Below are 15,798 nucleotides of genomic sequence, written 5' to 3'. Positions count from 1 at the left end.
CTCAGATCCGCTCGTAGGCGGGGATGGTCAGGAAGTCGGGGTACTCGTCGGCGAGGGCGACTTGCTCGAAGAGCTCGGCGGCCAGGTCCAGGCGCGGCAGGTCGGCCAGGTCCGCGCGGACCTCGGCGAGCACTTCCCGCACCAGCTCGGGGGTGGTGGTCTCGCCGGTGTCGAGGACCACGCCGTTGCGCACCCACTGCCACACCTGGGAGCGGGAGATCTCGGCGGTGGCGGCGTCCTCCATCAGGTTGTGGATGGCCGCCGCGCCGTTGCCGCCCAGCCAGGACGACAGGTAGCGCAGGCCCACGTCGACGGCCGAGCGCAGGCCCGCCCTGCTCGCCGTCCCGCCCGCCGTGGCCACGGCCAGCAGGTCGCCCGCGGCCACCACGACGTCGTCGCGCTGCTTGTCGAGCTGGTTGGGCCGCTCGCCCAGCACCCCGTCGAACACCTCTCGGCACACCGGGACCAGGTCGGGGTGGGCGACCCAGGAGCCGTCGAACCCGTCGCCCGCCTCGCGGCCCTTGTCCTCGCGGACCTTGGCCAGCGCGCGGGCGGTGACGTCCTCGTCGCTCCGGTTGGGGATGAACGCGGCCATGCCGCCCATCGCGAACGCCCCGCGCTTGTGGCAGGTGCGCACGAGCAGTTCGGTGTAGGCGCGCATGAACGGGGCGGTCATGGTGACCGAGTCGCGGTCGGGCAGCACGAACCCCGGGCCCGCGTCGCGGAAGTACTTGATCAGGCTGAACAGGTAGTCCCAGCGGCCCGCGTTGAGCCCGGAGGCGTGCTCGCGCAGCTCGTAGAGGATCTCCTCCATCTCGAACGCCGCCGGGATGGTCTCGATCAGCACGGTCGCGCGGATGGTGCCGTGCGCGATCCCGAGCGCGGCCTCGGCGTGGGTGAACACGTCGTCCCACAGCCGGGCCTCGAGGTGGCTCTCGATCTTGGGCAGGTAGTAGTACGGGCCCGCACCGCGCGCCAGCGACTCCTTGGCGTTGTGGAAGAAGTGCAGCCCGAAGTCGAGCAGGGCGCCGACCGAGCGCCTGCCGCCGACCAGGACGTGCTTGTCGTCGAGGTGCCAGCCGCGCGGGCGCACGACGATCGTGGCGGGGCGGGCGTCGGGGTCGAGCGCGTAGACCTTGCCCTGCGGGGAGGTGAAGGCGATGTCGCCGCGCACGGCGTCGTAGAGGGTGACCTGGCCGGTGACGACGTTGGCCCAGTGCGGGGTGTTGGCGTCCTCGAGGTCGGCCAGCCACACGCGGGCGCCGGAGTTGAGGGCGTTGACCGCCATCTTGGGGTCGGTCGGGCCGGTGATCTCCACCCGGCGGTCGCGCAGCGCCTCGGGGGCCTCGGCGACCTGCCAGTCCCCGGAGCGGATGGCGGTGGTGTCGGGCAGGAAGTCCAGGCCCTTGACCTCCGCGGCCAGCACGCGGCGCACCTGGCGGGCGGCGAGCAGGTCGTCGCGCCGGTCGGCGAAGGCGGCGTGCAGGCCCGCGACGAACTTTAGCGCCGCCGGGGTCAGGATCGTCTCCCCCCGGTCGACCTGACCGCCGACGACCGTGATCTCAGGGACCGCGACCGTGCTGTGCTCCGAGCCCGGGTTCTCCGCCATGCCCTACATGGTTACCCGCCGCCACCGGTTTCAGATACCTCAAACGCGATCAGGTGGCGGCGCTAACAGCCGGTGGCGCACGGCGAAAGCGGCCGCGTCGACCCGCGAGTGCACCCCGAGCTTGGTCAGCAGCGCCTGCACGTGGGTGCGCACCGTCGTGCCGGAGACACCCATCCGCCGCTCCATCGCCGTGGTGCTCTCCCCCTGCACGAGCAGGGCCAGGCACTCCCGCTCGCGCGGGGTCAGGTGCGCGGCGAGGCGGTGCGCGGCGGCGGTCTCGGGGGACGTCCTGGGGCCGCGCGCGGTGGGCGCCTCGACGTGCTCGCCGCGCAGGACGCGACGCAGCGCGTGGGCGAGATCACGAACGGTGATGGTCTTGGGCAGGTGGCAGGCCGCGCCGCGGGCGACGGCGCGGCGGCCGGTCTCGGCGGCGGCGTCGGCGGACACGACGACGGCCCTGGTCCCCGGGGCGGCGGCGAGCAGCGCGGGCAGCACGGCCAGGCCGTCGCCGTCGGGCAAATCGGCCTCGATGACCAGCAGCGGCGCGGGTTCGCGCAGGGCGGCTCGGGCGGCGGCCAGGGTGGTGGTGGGGTGCGCGGCGAACCCGTGCGGGGCCAGCGCGACGGCCAGGGACTCGGCGAAGAAGGCGTGCCCGTCGCACACCACCAGCCGGGTCGCCTGTTCGCCCACCGGCAAGTTCTACCAGCTCAGGCGGCCAGGGTCGCCTCGACGGTGATGTTGTCCCGGTAGCTGCCCGCGGCGTGGTCGAACACGCCGCCGCAGGTGACCAGGCGCAGCTCCGGCGCGGGCGTGGGCGCGTAGACCTTGTCGGTGGGGAACTCGGCCTTGGCCCAGCGGACGGCGCCGGTGACGGTGAACCGCGCGGTGGAGCCGTCGGCCCTGGTCACCGCCACCTCGTCGCCGGGGCGCAGGTCGACCAGGTCGTGGAACACGCCGGGGCCCGCCGTGGAGTCGACGTGCCCGGCCAGCAGCGCGGGGCCGACCGAGCCGGGCGCGGGCCCGGCGGCGAACCAGCCCACGACCTCGGCCGACCCCGGCGGGATGAGCACGCCGCCGCCGTCCACGGACAGGTCGACCAGCTCGGTGTCGACGCCGATGGCCGGGATGCGCAGCCGCGTCGGGTCGGCGGCGGACGCGCCCTCCCAGGCGGGGGCGACGCCGTCCGGGTTCTGCGAGGTCACCGGCGCCCATCCGACGGCACCCGGCCGCGCGTCGCTGTCCTGCGCCGCACAGCCGCAGACACCGAGCAGGACAGCGGCGACGGCTCCGACAAGTCGTCTCATGCCGTGCGGCGGCGCACCCGCCCGGGCGGCCGCGGCGACGCCCAGCCCGAGCAGGACCGGGGCAACCGACGGGGACCCGTCCGCCGCGCCGCCGAAGCCGGTCTCCACACCACCGGCGGGCACGACCTCCGCGCCCTTGGCGTCGGCCTTGACCTCGGGCACCAGCTTGCCGCCCTCCTCCAGCACCAGGGCGGTGTAGACCCCGCCCGGGTCCAGGGTCACCGGCAGCCCCACCGGCTCGCCGCCGGCCGGGACGACCCGCAGGTCGAGCCTGCCGGAGTCGACGAGCGCGTACTCGGAGGCGCCGCCGAACGCGGCCTGCTCGACGGCGGTCTCACCGGACAGCTCGACCTCGAGGTCGCCCGCGGCCGGGGCGGCGTTGACCACGCGCACCCTGGCCTGGCCGGACGGCGGCAGGCTGATGTCGTCGTCGAGCACCTTGAGCGCGAGGCCGTCGAAGTTGCCCAGGCCCGCCACGGTGTAGGCGTTGCCCTCGGCGGCGTCGAGGGTGGCGGAGATGACCGGGGCGCTGGTCGGGTCGGCGCCCGCCGGGCGCATGGCGATGGTGTGGTTGCCCGGCTCGATGCGCTGGTAGCCGGACACGTCGCCGTAGCCGACGCCCGCGAGCCGCACCGACCAGTCCGGCCTGCCGGAGCTGGTGACCGTGACGTCGACGTTCGGGGTGTCCGGGGACAGGTGGGCCAGCCGCAGGTAGGTGCCGGAGGCGAACAAGGGGACCAGGATGCGGCGTGCGGTGGTTCTCATGGGGGGTTCTTGTGGGTGGGGCGGTATAGCTGGGGAGTCGTCCGTGGTGGCTTCCTGTTCTCGGGCGCGCTAGCGCGGAGCGCGTTCGTCGGGGGTGGGGATGCGCCACACCAGCGCCACGGTCCCGTCCGGGGAGGGTCGCACATCCATTGGGGCGTAAGGGCTTTGCTGGACCTGGACCCACGAGCGCAGCGCCTCGACGACGGCGGGCGCCGCGGCGGTGTTTCCGTCCACATGGGACACGGTGACCGTGCGGGCGGGCAGTCCGGAGCCGCGTTCGGCGGCGGCGTTGCCGACGCCCACGACGACGAGGTCGTGCTGGGCGCTGATCTCGGCGAGCACGGCCATGGCGCGGAAGTCGAGCTCGCCCGCGCGCAGCACCGCCTTGACCTCGTCGGTGGTGCGGACGCGGGGGTTCTCGGCCAGCCGCGCGCCCGCGCCTGCCCGGTCGGGGCCGGTCGCGGGGGCGGTCTGGGCCAGCCGCACGGTGAGGCCGTCGAACCAGGCGACGGCGGTGCCCGCCCCGTCGCCCCGGCGCACCGAGTAGGAGCTCAACGTGGTCTCCGGGCGGATGAGCTGGGGTTGGCGGCCGCGCAGGTCGCGGCGCAGGTCCGAGAGCAGCAGTGGCGGCGCGGACAGCGTCGAGCCGGGGGCGGCGGAGGCGAGGAACCAGTCGACGGCGCCCCGGTGGTCCACCGGGACGGCCACCGGCAGCGCGGAGCCGAGACCGGCGACGCCGAGGGCGACCCCGGCGGCGGCGCTCGCCCCGGCCACGGCCCGGCGGATCGCGACCGACTCCGCGACCGCCCCGTCGATCAGCGCGGCGAGCACCAGCACGGACCCGGCCAGCCCGCAGGCCAGCAGCGCGTCCGACCCGGTCAGGGCGACCACGCCGACGACGGCGAGCAGCCCGGCCGACCCGGTGCGCGCCCGCCCGCGGACGAGCCCGCCCGCGGCCACGGCGGCGACCGCGAGCACCAGCCACCCGCGCACGGCCGACCCGGCATCCTCGGGCACGGCGAACAGGCCGAGCACAGCCAGCAGCGCGGCCAGCGCGCCGCCCGCCACCAGCACGGCCACGGCCACGACGACCCGCCTGCCCTCGCGCATCCGCACCCGGTCGGCCACCCACCACGACGCGGTGGCCACGGCGAACGGCAGGACCAGGGCGGGCACGGTGACCACCGCGCCCGCGGCGGGCAGCACCGCCAGCGGCGCGACCTTCCAGCCGACCCGGGTCGACAGGGCCAGCGGCACCGTGGTCAGCGCGAGCCACGCGGCGGCCAGCGGACCGGAGCCGGACACGGCCAGCGCGCCGACCACCGGCGGGCACAGCGCGGCGAGGGCCAGCGCCACCGCGATGGCGGCCGGGTGCAGCCGCAGCACGGCGGCGGCGACCAGTCCGGCCAGCGCGATCACCGCCGCGCAGCCGATCGAGAGTTCGCGGACGCCAGCCAGGACCGTGGCGTGCCGGTCGAACGCGTCGGCCGCCGAGGCGTAGGCGGCCAGTTGCGACACCGTCGGGAGCAGGCCCTCCCCGATGGTGGCCGGGAAGCCCGCGACCCGGCCGAACACGGCGTCGACCAGCGCGGGCTCGGTGGCCGTCGCGGGCAGCCGGACGGTGGCCGCCGCGACGCGCAGCACCAGCAGCACCACCGCCCCGACAGCCGCCAGCCAGGACAACGCGAGCAGGGTTGCCCGCCACCGCGCCGGGTTCGGCGCGGTGGCGGGCTCAGCTTTTCCCGCGCGTACCGGGCTCAGCCAGCGAGCCGACGCCTTCCGGTCGACGAACGCGTCGGGCAGCGCGCTGAGGAAGATCACCGAGTCCAGCAGCCGCACGAACGGCAGGAACAGCGCGGGCAGGACGAACCGGGGTTGTCGCTGTCTCAGCGCGACGAGCGCTGTCATCAGCAGGTCGGGCACGAAGACGCCGAGCAGCACGGTCCAGATCGACAGCACCCCGAACCCGAGCAGGAACGGCAGCGCCACGAACACCGCCGCGGTGACCGTCGACTCGACCGCGAACCAGCCGAGGCCGAGCCGCTGCGGACCGGTGCGCAGCCCGTTGCGGCGCACGGCCTGCCAGAAGCCGACTGCCCACTGCCGGGTCTGGCGGACGTACGGGACGAGCTTGTCCGGGTCGCGGGTGCCCACGACCGCGCCGCGCACGACGACGATGCGGCCGAGGTCGGCGCGGTAGACCTGGTTGGACACGTCGAAGTCGGCGATCGGCACGCCGTCGGGGGCCAGGTCGAGCCGGGTCAGCACGCTGGTGCGGAACATCCGGGCCGGGCTGGGCAGCCAGCGCGCGGCCTCGCCGTTGGGGCGGGTGCGGATGATCGTCAGCAGCGCCTGGGCGAGCATGTGGCTCCGGGCGCGGTAGGCCGTCAGCACGCGCCCGATGGGGGTGCGGCGGGCGGTGGTCCAGTCGGTGCGCGCGAAGCCCGCGACCGCGACGACGTCCGGGTCGTCGAAGATCGGCAGCGTCCGGTCGAGGTAGGCCGGGTGCGGCCGGTGGTCGACGTCGAGGACGAGGACGTAGGCGTAGTTCTCGGTCAGCGCGAAGCCGTCGAGCGCGGCGACCAGGGAGCCGGAGCGGCCCAGCGGTTTGACCGTCTCGACGACGTTGACGCCCAGGCCGCGGGCGATCTCGGCTGTCTTGTCGGTGGAGTCGTCGGCCACCACGTGCACGTCGCCGCGGTGCACCAGCCGCAGCGCGGCGGCGACCGCGTCGGCGATCTCGGTCTCGGCGTCGTGCGCGCCGATGACCACGGCGACGTCGCCGCGGGCCTCGGTGCGCCCCTCCCGGCGGCCCGCACCGACCAGGGACCCGCGCTCGCGGTCGCGGCGCAGCACCCCCAGCACGGTGTTGACCACCGGGCCGATGCCGAGCACGAGCAGTGCCAGCAGCCAAGCTGGATTCACAGGCTGAACCCCTCGTCATCGATGTGTCGTCAGGCCACCGGCGGGCCAGACGGACAGTCACTGACAGTAGGCAAGATTCCCACCATTGGGGTCAACCTCATGGATGAGATTTCCTACGACATTGTGGGGAGAACCTGTCGTCTCGGTAGTAGTCCGGCCGCACGGGCCACTCCGACTGCCGCCAATCGCGAGTGGACGCCGAGTTTCGCATAGATCGAGTGGGTGTGTGTACGCACAGTGTTCGACGACAGCCCCAGCTCACCGGCGATCTGGTGGCCGCGCAGCCCGTCGACCATCGCGGCGAGCACCTGGCGCTCCCGGGGCGACAGCGCGGCCAGCGGCCCGCCCCCGTCGCGGTGGCGGCGCACGTCCTCGCGCAGGCCGCGCAGCACCGCGCCGAGGTGGCGGGCCGGGAAGCGGCCCTCGCCCCGGCCGACGCCGCGCAGCACGTCGACCACCTCGGCCAGCGGCTCGGCCTTGCCCACCCAGCCGTCGGCGCCCAGCCGGGCGGCGGCCACCGCGCGCTCCTCGTCGTCCGCGCCGGTCAGCACCACCACGGCCGCGCCGGGCACGGCCGCGCGCACGGCGGGGATCAGGTCGGCGGCGTCGGCCCCGGCGGGGTCGAGCACCACGACGTCCGGGCGGTCGCGGCCGAGCCGGGCCAGCAGGTCGTCCTCGTCGGTGGCGGACCGGCCGAGCACCCACAGGTCCTCGACCCGGGCCAGCGCGGCGGCCAGCGCCTCCGCGACCAGCTCGTGGTCATCGATCAACCACAGGCGGACCGGCCGCGCGGGCACGGGGGTCAGGCCAGCAGCGCGTCGACGAAGGCGGTGGGCTCGAACGGGGCCAGGTCGTCGGGGCCCTCGCCGAGGCCGACCAGCTTGACCGGCACGCCCAGCTCGCGCTGCACCTGGAAGACGATGCCGCCCTTGGCGGTGCCGTCGAGCTTGGTCAGCACGATGCCGGTGACGGTCACGACCTCGCCGAACACCCGCGCCTGGGTGAGCCCGTTCTGCCCGGTGGTGGCGTCGAGGACCAGCAGCACCTCGTCGACCTCGGCCTGCTTCTCCACCACCCGCTTGACCTTGCCCAGCTCGTCCATCAGGCCGACCTTGGTGTGCAGCCTGCCCGCGGTGTCGATCAGGACGGTGTCGACGCCGTCGACCCGCCCCTTCTTCACCGCGTCGAAGGCGACGGCGGCGGGGTCGGCGGCCTCCTTGCCGCGCACGACCTCGGCCCCGACCCGGTCGGCCCAGGTCTGGAGCTGGTCGGCGGCGGCGGCGCGGAAGGTGTCGGCCGCGCCGAGCACGACCGAGCGGCCGTCGGCGACCAGCACCCGGGCCAGCTTGCCGGTGGTCGTGGTCTTGCCGGTGCCGTTGACGCCGACGACCAGCACCACGGCGGGCTGCTTGGCCGCGCCCTCGCCGTGCGGCAGCGCGCGCACGGACCGGTCGACGCCGGTGTCGAGGGCGTCGATGAGCACCTCGCGCAGCAGCGTGCGGGCCTGCTCCGGGGTGCGCACGCCGCGCGCGGAGAGCTGGTCGCGCAGCCGGGCCACGACGTCGGTCGTGGTCGCCGCGCCCAGGTCGGCCAGCAGCAGCGTGTCCTCGACGTCGGTCCAGGAGTCCTCGTCCAGGTCGCCCGCGCCGAGCAGGCCGAGCAGGCCCTGGCCCAGGGTGGACCGCGACCGCGACAGCCTGCCGCGCAGCCGCTCCAGGCGGCCCTCGGTCGGGGCGATCTCGTCGGTGACCGGGACCTGGCCCTGCGCCGGGATCTGCTCGGTCGCGGGCTCGGTCGGCCGGGTCTGCACCGGGATCTGGTCGGTGACCAGGCGGTCGGTGGGCTGGCTGGGGATCTTGTCGGTCGGCGTCGCCTCGACGTACGGCGCGGCCTGGGCCTCGGCGGGCGCGTCGGCCGGGTCCGGCTGGACCGCGGGCTGGGTGTCGGGCTGGGTGTCGGGCAGCGTGACGTCGACGATGCCGCGCTTCTCGGAGTCGCGCGGCACCGCGGCGTCGTCGCCGACGCCGGGCTGGCCGTCGACCTCGGTCCGCTCCCCGGCCGGGTGCGCGGGCGGGGCGTCCTTGGGCTTGGCCGGGGCCAGGCTCACCCCCGAGGAGGCCTGGTAGCCGCCGCCCTTGGGCTTGCCCTCGACGGCCTCCGGCTTGTCCAGCGAGATGCGCCGCCTGCGCGCCAGCACGACCCCGGTGACCAGGGCCGCGACCAGCAGCACAACGACGACGACCAGGACGATGATCACGGTGCTCGACACCGCGCCATCCTCCCATCCCGGTCCCGACCGGGCAGGGCAGGCCGATCGAAGTGAGAGTTCAACGCGTTCGGTCGCAATTCGGTCATTCGCCAACATGACCCTTGCGCAACCTGTCGGTGTGCAATAGACCACATGTCCATGACGACACTCCGGGTGGTCGGGCTGATCTCGGGCACGTCGATCGACGGCATCGACGTGGCGGTGGCCGACCTGCGCGTGGTCGACGGGGTCGTCGAACTGGTCCCCGTCCGCCACGGCGAGGTGCCCTACCCCGACGAGGTGCGCGCGGCCCTGCGCGCCGCGCTGCCGCCGAACCCGTGCGACGCCGCCACCGCGTGCGCCGTCGACACCGGCGTCGGCCAGGCGTTCGGGGCGGCCGCGGCCGGGTTCGCCGAGGGGGCGGACCTGGTCGCGTCCCTGGGCCAGACGCTCTACCACTGGGTCGACGACGGGCGCTGCCTGGGCACCCTGCAGGTGGGCGAGCCGACCTGGATCGCCGAGGCCACCGGCCTGCCCGTGGTGTCGAACCTGCGCTCCCGCGACGTGGCCACCGGCGGGCACGGCGCCCCGCTGGCAGGCGTCCTCGACCGCCTGCTGCTGGCCGACGAGCCGGGAGCCGCCGCGGTCAACCTCGGCGGCATCGCGAACGTGACCGTCGACGGGACCGCCTTCGACACCGGCCCGGCCAACGCCCTGCTCGACGCCGCCGCGCTCGCCCGCACGGGCGCGCCCCTGGACGCGGGCGGCGAACTCGCCGCGGCGGGGACCATCCGGCGGGACCTGCTCGACGTCCTGCTCGCCGACCCGTACTACGCCGCGCCCGCGCCCAAGTCGACCGGCAGGGAGCAGTTCCACCGCGCCTACCTCGACGCGGCGCTCGCCCAGGTCCCCGAGGTCGCGACGGAGGACCTGCTCGCCACGCTCGTGGCCCTCACCGCGATGACCGTCGCGGAGGCGCTGATCCCGCACAACCCCGCGCGGGTGCTGGTCTCCGGCGGCGGGGTGCGCAACCCCACGCTGATGGCCGCGCTGGCCGCCGCGCTCGCCCCCGCCGAGGTCACCCCGTTCACCGCGCTCCCGGCCGAGGCGAAGGAGGCCTACCTCGCCGCGCTGCTGGGCTACCTCACCTGGCGGTCGGTCCCGCTGGACGCGCGGACCGGCGGCCTGGCCAGGGTGCACGGCAGCGTCACCCCCGGGGCCGACCCCGGGCGCTGGCCGGAGCCCGGCGGTGTGACGGCCACCGCGCTGCGCGTCGTCCCAGCACGTGGTCGAGTTGCCCGGAACCGCACCCCGGCGGGGTCGGAAGCGTTGCACCCGCGGTAGCCGCACCGGCACCGCCTGTCCCCATCGACCTCCTGGAGGCCCAGTGCGCGCCCTCGACCTGGCGATCATCGCGGTGTTCCTGGTGGGGATGCCGCTGCTGGGCATCTGGATCTCCGGGCGGCAGCGGTCCGGGGCGGACTACTTCGTCGGCGAGGGCAAGATCTCGTGGTGGGTGGCCTGCCTGTCGGTGGTCTCCGCCGAGACCTCGACGCTGACCGTGCTGAGCGTGCCGACGGTGGCCTACCTCGGCGCGTTCACCTACCTGCAGTTGGCCATCGGCTACGTCCTCGGCCGGATCTTCGTCTCGTTCGTGCTGCTGCCGCGCTACGTCGCCGGGCAGATGACCACGGCGTACAACTTCCTCGGCAAGCGGTTCGGCGCCGGGCTGCAGGGCACCGCGTCGGTGACGTTCCTGTTCACCCGGCTGCTGGCCGACGGCGTGCGGCTGTTCGCCACGGCGATCCCGGTCAAGGTCGTGCTCGCCGCCTACGGCTTCGAGGTCTCCTACTTCGCGATCGTGGCCGCGCTGGGCGTGGCGATGGTCGTCTACACGTTCTTCGGCGGGGTGCGCGCGGTCATCTGGGTCGACGCCATCCAGATGCTCTGGTACGTCCTGGGCGGCCTGGCCGTGGTCCTGGTGCTGATGGGCAAGCTGCCAGACGGCTGGTTCGCCGCGGCGTTCGACGCGGGCAAGCTCCAGGTCCTCGACTTCGCGGCGAACCCGCTGTCGAACCAGTACTCGTTCGTCACCGCCGTGGTCGGCGGCGCGGTGCTGTCGATGGCCAGCCACGGCGCCGACCAGCTCATCGTGCAGCGGCTGATGGCCTGCAACGACGTCAGGGCCAGCCAGAAGGCGCTGCTGGCCAGCGGCGTCGTGGTGTTCCTGCAGTTCGCGCTGTTCCTGTTCATCGGCACGATGCTGTGGTCGTTCTACAAGGGCCTCGACCCGGTCGGCGACCTCGGCCTGAGCACCAACGACGAGCTGTTCGCGCACTTCATCGTCACCGAGCTGCCCAGCGGGCTGTCCGGGTTCGTCATCGCGGGCATCCTGGCCGCCGCGCTGAGCTCGTCGCTGGGGGCGCTGGCCAGCTCCACGGTCAGCGACGTCTACCAGAAGGTGGTGCGCCGCCCGCTGTCCGACGCCGAGCTGCTCAAGCAGGGCCGGGTCTGGACGATCGTGTGGGCGGGGGCGCTGATCGGGTTCGCGTCGCTGTTCGAGTCGACCAAGAACCCGGTCGTGGAGACCGCGCTGGCCATCACCGGCTACACCTACGGCGCGCTGCTGGGCGCGTTCCTGCTGGGGCTGTGGGTGCGCAAGGCGCGCCAGGTGGACGCGATCATCTCGTTCCTGGTGACCGTCGCGGTGATGGCGTTCGTCATCCTCGGGCTCAAGTTCACCAAGGACGGGTCGTTCACCGGGGTCGACTTCGCCAAGGCCACCAAGGAGTCCGTGGCGCTGGCCTTCCCCTGGTACACCCCGCTGGGCGTGCTGGTCACGCTGGTCGTCGGCGGCCTGCTGGCGCTGCGCCACCGCACGCCCGCCGAGCCTACTTCCGCCGATACCCCACCAGTTCCAGGCGCAGCGTGAACCCGAGGGCGGTGAACATCCGCTCGGAGGCGTCGTTGCCGAGCGAGATCACCGCCGCCGCCCGGGGGCGCGCGCCGTGCTCGGCGGCCAGCGCCCGCAGCAGCGCACGGACCAGCGCCCGGCCGGAGCCGACCGACCGCATGCCGGGGTCGACGCCGACGTAGTCGACGTAGAGCTCGTCCTGCTGGGCGAAGCCGCCCGCGTAGCCGATCACGCCGTCGGCCCCGGTCAGCACGAGGACGGTGTGCCCCCGGTCGCCGCGCACCAGTTGCCTGCCGGTGACGGTGGGGCTGGGGAAGCAGCGCTCGTGCAGGGCGACGACCCCGGCGTCCACGGCCGGGTCCGCCCCGGCGGCCAGGACGCGCGGCTCGTCGTCCTGGCCCGCCGCGGTGACCAGCACGCCGCGCAGGCCGGGGCCGTCGAGGGCGAACACGCGGCTGGCGCCGACCGGGTCGAACCCGTGCCGGGCGGCGAAGTCGGCCAACCGCCGGTGTCGTCGGTGGCCGTAGAGCTCCTGGTCGCCGATGCCCGCCAGGCGCGGCAGCCCCACCGCGGCGTCCAGCAGGTCGTCGGCGGTGTTCTGCCAGGCCTGCCGGGGCGCGGGATGCCCCTCGGGCAGGTCGACGTAGGGACCGTGCAGCCAGGCGCGACCGATCTCGGGGTCGGCGTCGACGCTGAGCACGCCCCGCACCCCGCCCTCGTCGTCCACGGCGAGCACGGCGCCCGCGGCCCAGTCGGGGCGGAAGCCCGCGAGCTCGTCGGCCACCTCCTCGCGGGTGGCGCCGTGGTAGCCGATCAGGTGCTCCTGGTCCGCCTGGAGTCGGGCGACCAGGTCGACGACCGACTGCTCGTCGGCGGGAACCGCGGAACGGATGGAGTACATGAGCGAATCGTGAACGCTCGACGCGCCGGAGGCGAGCAAATTACGCGCCGGTCCGCCAGCCTGACCGGATACCCCAGGCCGTGGCGCTGCCGGTGGTTGCCGCCACCGCCTCCGACCAGCCCCTGATCCGGCCGAGTCTCGCGGGCTTGGCCAAGGTTGTGGAGGTCCGTGTCGCGCCGGGCGCAAGCCCCTAGCGGCTGAAGTTCTGCACCCAGTAGTAGCCCGCGGCGGTGTGGCCGACGCCCATGCCGCGGTGGTCGCAGTTGAGGATGTTGGCGCGGTGGCCGGGCGAGTCCATCCAGGCGCGCATCACGTCGGCGGCGGTGCGCTGGCCCTTGGCGATGTTCTCGGCGGCGGGGCTGGGGTGGCCCGCGGCGGTGATCCGCGCGGCGAACGAGCGGCCGTCCTGGCTGGTGTGGGAGAAGTAGGCGCGGGCGGCCATGTCGTCGCTGTGGCCCTGCGCGGCCCTGGCCAGCCGGGCGTCGGCGGCCACGGGCGCGCAGCCCGCGCCCGCCCGCTGCTGGTTGACCAGGCTGAGGACCTGCTCGAGGACCGACGGCGGCGGCTTCGGCTGCTCAGCGCGGGTGGACGGCGCGGCGGTCTCGGTGGGTGGGGGCGTCGTGCTCGGCTCCAGCGGGCGGAAGTCGGGCTGGACGCCGCTGCCCGGCGCGGGGATCACGATGCCCCGCGCCGACAGCTCCACCGGGACGCCCGCGGGCGGGGCGCCGAAGACCGTGGTCACGGCGGCCGTGCTCGCGCCGACGACGAGGGCGGCGAGCACGGCCGGGGCCACTGCGGAGCGCCGCCGACGTCTGGTCACGATTGGGCAACGTAGCACCAGTGGTTGCCGCGGCGGCTGCTCCGAGCAGCCCAATCCGCCTAGGCCAGCGGAAGGCTGCTGCTGGTGGTGCGCGAGGTCGAATACAGCGATGACGAGGACGGCGCCGCCGATGTGGTCTCGCCGTCTGTCGGCTCAGTGGTCGTCGTTGTCGTTGTCGTCGTCGTGGTTGTCGTCGTGGTTGTCGTCGGGGTCGTCGTTTTGGTCGGCGTGGGCTGCGGGTCGTTCGTCCGCGTGGTGGTGTTCGGCGGCGGCGGGGGTTGCTGCTGCTGCGTGCTCGACCGGGTCGTGGCGCTGGTCGTCGACCGGCTGGTGGAACTGCTGGTCGACGACGACGAGGACTCCGAGGTCGACGACGGCGCCGAGGACTCGGGGGCCGACGAGCTCGCGGGCGCCTGGCTGGTGGTCGACGTCGTCACGTCGACCTGCTGGTTCACCGGCGTCGGCGTGGGCTGGCTGTCCTCACCGGTGGCGAACGCGGCCACGGCGGCGAACACCGTCGACAGCACCACCCCGGACACGCCGAGGATCGCGTAGGACGAGCGGCGCAGACCCGGCTGGTGGTCGGGCGGGCCGAGCTCGGACCGGTCGGGGTCGATCGGATCAGGCATGAGCCAGCAACCCTCCCTGACCCCCGCCGGGGGCCGGTTTTCCGTCAAGGCGACGCATTCTCGGCGCGGTAACGTAGCACCAGGGGACAAAGCCTCCCCCGAGGTGCGGGTGAACCACCCCACTGGTATTGCACGATAGCGGGGTGTCCTGGTGTCCGAGGAGCCGGTGGTGCGGCTGACCGCGTGGGCGCGCGGGCGCGTCCAAGGAGTCGGCTTCCGGTGGTGGACCCGGTCGAGGGCGTTGGAGCTGGGTCTGGCCGGTTGGGCCCGCAACACCGCGGACGGCAGGGTCGAGGTGGTGGCCGAGGGCGGGCGGGAGCGGTGCGAGCGGCTGCTGGCCGCGCTGCGCTCCGGGCGGACCCCGGGGTCGGTCGAGGCGGTGGTGGAGCAGTGGGGGGTGCCCAAGGGCGGCCTGGCAGGCTTCGTCGAGCGCTGAGCGTGACGCCGGGCACGCGGGTGAACCGCCGTGCCCCGCTAGGCGTAGCAACCGGTGTGCCCGGTGCCGACGAGGACGACGCCTTCGTCCGCGAGCTCTACGACCGCTACCGGCGGCCGCTGCTGGGATACGTGCTCCGCGCGGTGGGCGGCGATCACCAGCGCGCGGAGGACGTGGTCCAGGAGACGCTGCTGCGGGCCTGGCGGGGCCGCGAGGCGCTGGTCGCCGACACGGCCGGGCCGTGGCTGTACACGGTGGCCCGCAACCTGGTGATCACCGGCTACCGCAGGCAGCGCGCCAGGGTGGCCGAGGTGCCGATCGAGGACAAGGACTGGCCGCGCTCCGGTGACGAGTTCGAACAGGTGCTGCAGGGCTGGCAGGTCGCCGAGGCGATGCGCGCGCTGTCGCGCGACCACCGCTCGGTCATCGTCGAGCTGTTCTACCGGCGGCGGACGGTGGCCGAGGCTGCCAAGGTGCTCGGCGTGCCCGCGGGCACGGTCAAGTCGAGGTCGTTCTACGCGCTGCGGGCGCTGCGCGACGCGTTGGAGGAGCGGGGGGTGACGGAGCTGTGACCTGCCACGAGACGAACGCGCTCGGCGCGTACCTGCTCGGCGCGCTCGACCCGGGCGCGCGGGCCGACTTCGAGGCGCACCTGGGCCGGTGCGCCTCCTGCCGGGCCGAGCTGGTCAAGCTCTCGCCGCTGCCCGGCCTGCTGCACCGGGTCAAACCGGAGGACTTCGCCGAGTCGGTGGAGCCCACGGCCGCCGACCTGGCCGTGGCCCCCGAGGACGCCGCCCCCCGCGCCGGGCTGTGGCGGCGGCAGCGGGTGCTGCTCAGCGCCGCCGCGGCGGTGCTCGTGCTGGCCCTGGGCGCGGTCGTCGGCTACCGCGTGCTGGGCGAGGAGGCCACCGAGCAGGCCACCCAACCGCCTGCCCCGGCCGTGGCCCCGGTGTCCTGGACGGCCACCGACCCGGCCAGCGGCGTGCGCGCCGACGTGGAGCTGACCATCCGGAGCTGGGGCACCGAGTTCAGGATCCGGCTCAAGGACGTGCCGCCGGGCAAGCCGTGCAAGCTGGTCGTGCGCGGCCGCGACGGCGACCGCGAGGTGGCCGGGTGGTGGTCGAGCGGCTACCTGACCGACGAGCAGATCCCGGGCAGCACCTCGATCGACCTGGGCCGGATCAGCCAGGTCCAGGTCGTGACCGACGACGACCGGGTGCTGGTCAACATCCAGGCCCCCGCCTAGG

At 74.5% G+C, this 15,798-nt stretch carries 14 protein-coding genes; 6 read left to right on the top strand and 8 right to left on the bottom strand.

All coding sequences use genetic code 11. The features are described 5' to 3' along the window. Position 1: 1 nt before the first annotated feature. The 6 genes from aceB to ftsY all read right to left on the bottom strand — a co-directional run bounded on the left by aceB (position 2) and on the right by ftsY (position 8,872). Positions 2-1,609 (bottom strand): malate synthase A, encoded by a 1,608-nt coding sequence (gene aceB / locus GCL84_RS05510; protein WP_156754261.1) that lies wholly within the window; start codon positions 1,607-1,609, stop codon positions 2-4. Positions 1,610-1,648: 39 nt separating this feature from the next. Then, positions 1,649-2,299 carry a helix-turn-helix transcriptional regulator gene (locus GCL84_RS05505; protein WP_197523033.1) on the bottom strand — a complete coding sequence of 217 codons (651 nt, stop codon included), beginning with the start codon at positions 2,297-2,299 and terminating at the stop codon, positions 1,649-1,651. Positions 2,300-2,316: 17 nt separating this feature from the next. Beyond that, the gene (locus GCL84_RS05500; protein WP_156754259.1) at positions 2,317-3,678 is read right to left on the bottom strand and encodes a class F sortase; all 1,362 of its coding nucleotides are present in this window, start codon (positions 3,676-3,678) and stop codon (positions 2,317-2,319) included. Positions 3,679-3,747: 69 nt separating this feature from the next. Then, positions 3,748-6,603, bottom strand: a complete 2,856-nt coding sequence (locus tag GCL84_RS05495; RefSeq protein ID WP_156754258.1) for a glycosyltransferase — start codon at positions 6,601-6,603, stop codon at positions 3,748-3,750. 113 nt (positions 6,604-6,716) lie between these two features. After that, positions 6,717-7,400, bottom strand: coding sequence for a LuxR family transcriptional regulator (locus GCL84_RS05490; protein WP_156754257.1), 684 nt, complete (start codon positions 7,398-7,400; stop codon positions 6,717-6,719). 5 nt (positions 7,401-7,405) lie between these two features. Further along, the gene (gene ftsY, locus GCL84_RS05485; protein ID WP_235926010.1) at positions 7,406-8,872 is read right to left on the bottom strand and encodes a signal recognition particle-docking protein FtsY; all 1,467 of its coding nucleotides are present in this window, start codon (positions 8,870-8,872) and stop codon (positions 7,406-7,408) included. Positions 8,873-9,004: 132 nt separating this feature from the next. Between ftsY and GCL84_RS05480 the strand changes: the two genes are divergently transcribed. Both GCL84_RS05480 and GCL84_RS05475 read left to right on the top strand, forming a co-directional pair. Beyond that, on the top strand, positions 9,005-10,195 hold the full coding sequence (locus GCL84_RS05480; protein ID WP_328618758.1) for an anhydro-N-acetylmuramic acid kinase: 1,191 nt from the start codon (positions 9,005-9,007) through the stop codon (positions 10,193-10,195). A 43-nt stretch (positions 10,196-10,238) separates the two neighbouring features. After that, positions 10,239-11,783 carry a sodium:solute symporter gene (locus GCL84_RS05475; protein WP_156754255.1) on the top strand — a complete coding sequence of 515 codons (1,545 nt, stop codon included), beginning with the start codon at positions 10,239-10,241 and terminating at the stop codon, positions 11,781-11,783. Here the strand turns inward: GCL84_RS05475 and GCL84_RS05470 are convergent. Then, positions 11,743-12,666, bottom strand: a complete 924-nt coding sequence (locus GCL84_RS05470; protein ID WP_156754254.1) for a GNAT family N-acetyltransferase — start codon at positions 12,664-12,666, stop codon at positions 11,743-11,745. The genes GCL84_RS05475 and GCL84_RS05470 overlap by 41 nt on opposite strands. A gap of 190 nt (positions 12,667-12,856) precedes the next feature. After that, positions 12,857-13,486 carry a CAP domain-containing protein gene (locus GCL84_RS05465; protein WP_235926009.1) on the bottom strand — a complete coding sequence of 210 codons (630 nt, stop codon included), beginning with the start codon at positions 13,484-13,486 and terminating at the stop codon, positions 12,857-12,859. Between the two features lie 87 nt (positions 13,487-13,573). Here GCL84_RS05465 and GCL84_RS05460 point away from each other — a divergent pair, with 87 nt between their 5' ends. The 4 genes from GCL84_RS05460 to GCL84_RS05445 all read left to right on the top strand — a co-directional run bounded on the left by GCL84_RS05460 (position 13,574) and on the right by GCL84_RS05445 (position 15,797). Next, on the top strand, positions 13,574-14,041 hold the full coding sequence (locus GCL84_RS05460; protein ID WP_156754252.1) for a hypothetical protein: 468 nt from the start codon (positions 13,574-13,576) through the stop codon (positions 14,039-14,041). A 225-nt stretch (positions 14,042-14,266) separates the two neighbouring features. Next, positions 14,267-14,551 (top strand): acylphosphatase, encoded by a 285-nt coding sequence (locus GCL84_RS05455; protein ID WP_235926008.1) that lies wholly within the window; start codon positions 14,267-14,269, stop codon positions 14,549-14,551. A 56-nt stretch (positions 14,552-14,607) separates the two neighbouring features. Then, a complete protein-coding gene (locus tag GCL84_RS05450) occupies positions 14,608-15,123 on the top strand; it encodes a sigma-70 family RNA polymerase sigma factor (protein WP_156754250.1) in 516 nt (171 codons plus the stop codon). Beyond that, the gene (locus GCL84_RS05445; protein ID WP_156754249.1) at positions 15,120-15,797 is read left to right on the top strand and encodes an anti-sigma factor family protein; all 678 of its coding nucleotides are present in this window, start codon (positions 15,120-15,122) and stop codon (positions 15,795-15,797) included. The genes GCL84_RS05450 and GCL84_RS05445 overlap by 4 nt, the downstream gene beginning before the upstream one ends. The last annotated feature ends 1 nt before the right edge of the window (position 15,798 follow it).

The sequence above is a fragment of the Actinokineospora pegani genome, assembly GCF_009745975.1.
In the GTDB taxonomy this organism is placed as follows: Bacteria; Actinomycetota; Actinomycetes; order Mycobacteriales; family Pseudonocardiaceae; genus Actinokineospora; species Actinokineospora pegani.
This window is presented reverse-complemented; position numbering and strand designations above follow the sequence as displayed.

What these genes read in the sequence shown, in the direction of transcription:
- aceB (WP_156754261.1), bottom strand. Translation starts at nt 1,609, where the DNA reads ATGGCGGAGAACCCGGGCTCGGAGCACAGCACGGTCGCGGTCCCTGAG.
- GCL84_RS05500 (WP_156754259.1), bottom strand. Translation starts at nt 3,678, where the DNA reads ATGAGAACCACCGCACGCCGCATCCTGGTCCCCTTGTTCGCCTCCGGC.
- GCL84_RS05480 (WP_328618758.1), top strand. Translation starts at nt 9,005, where the DNA reads ATGTCCATGACGACACTCCGGGTGGTCGGGCTGATCTCGGGCACGTCG.
- GCL84_RS05470 (WP_156754254.1), bottom strand. Translation starts at nt 12,666, where the DNA reads ATGTACTCCATCCGTTCCGCGGTTCCCGCCGACGAGCAGTCGGTCGTC.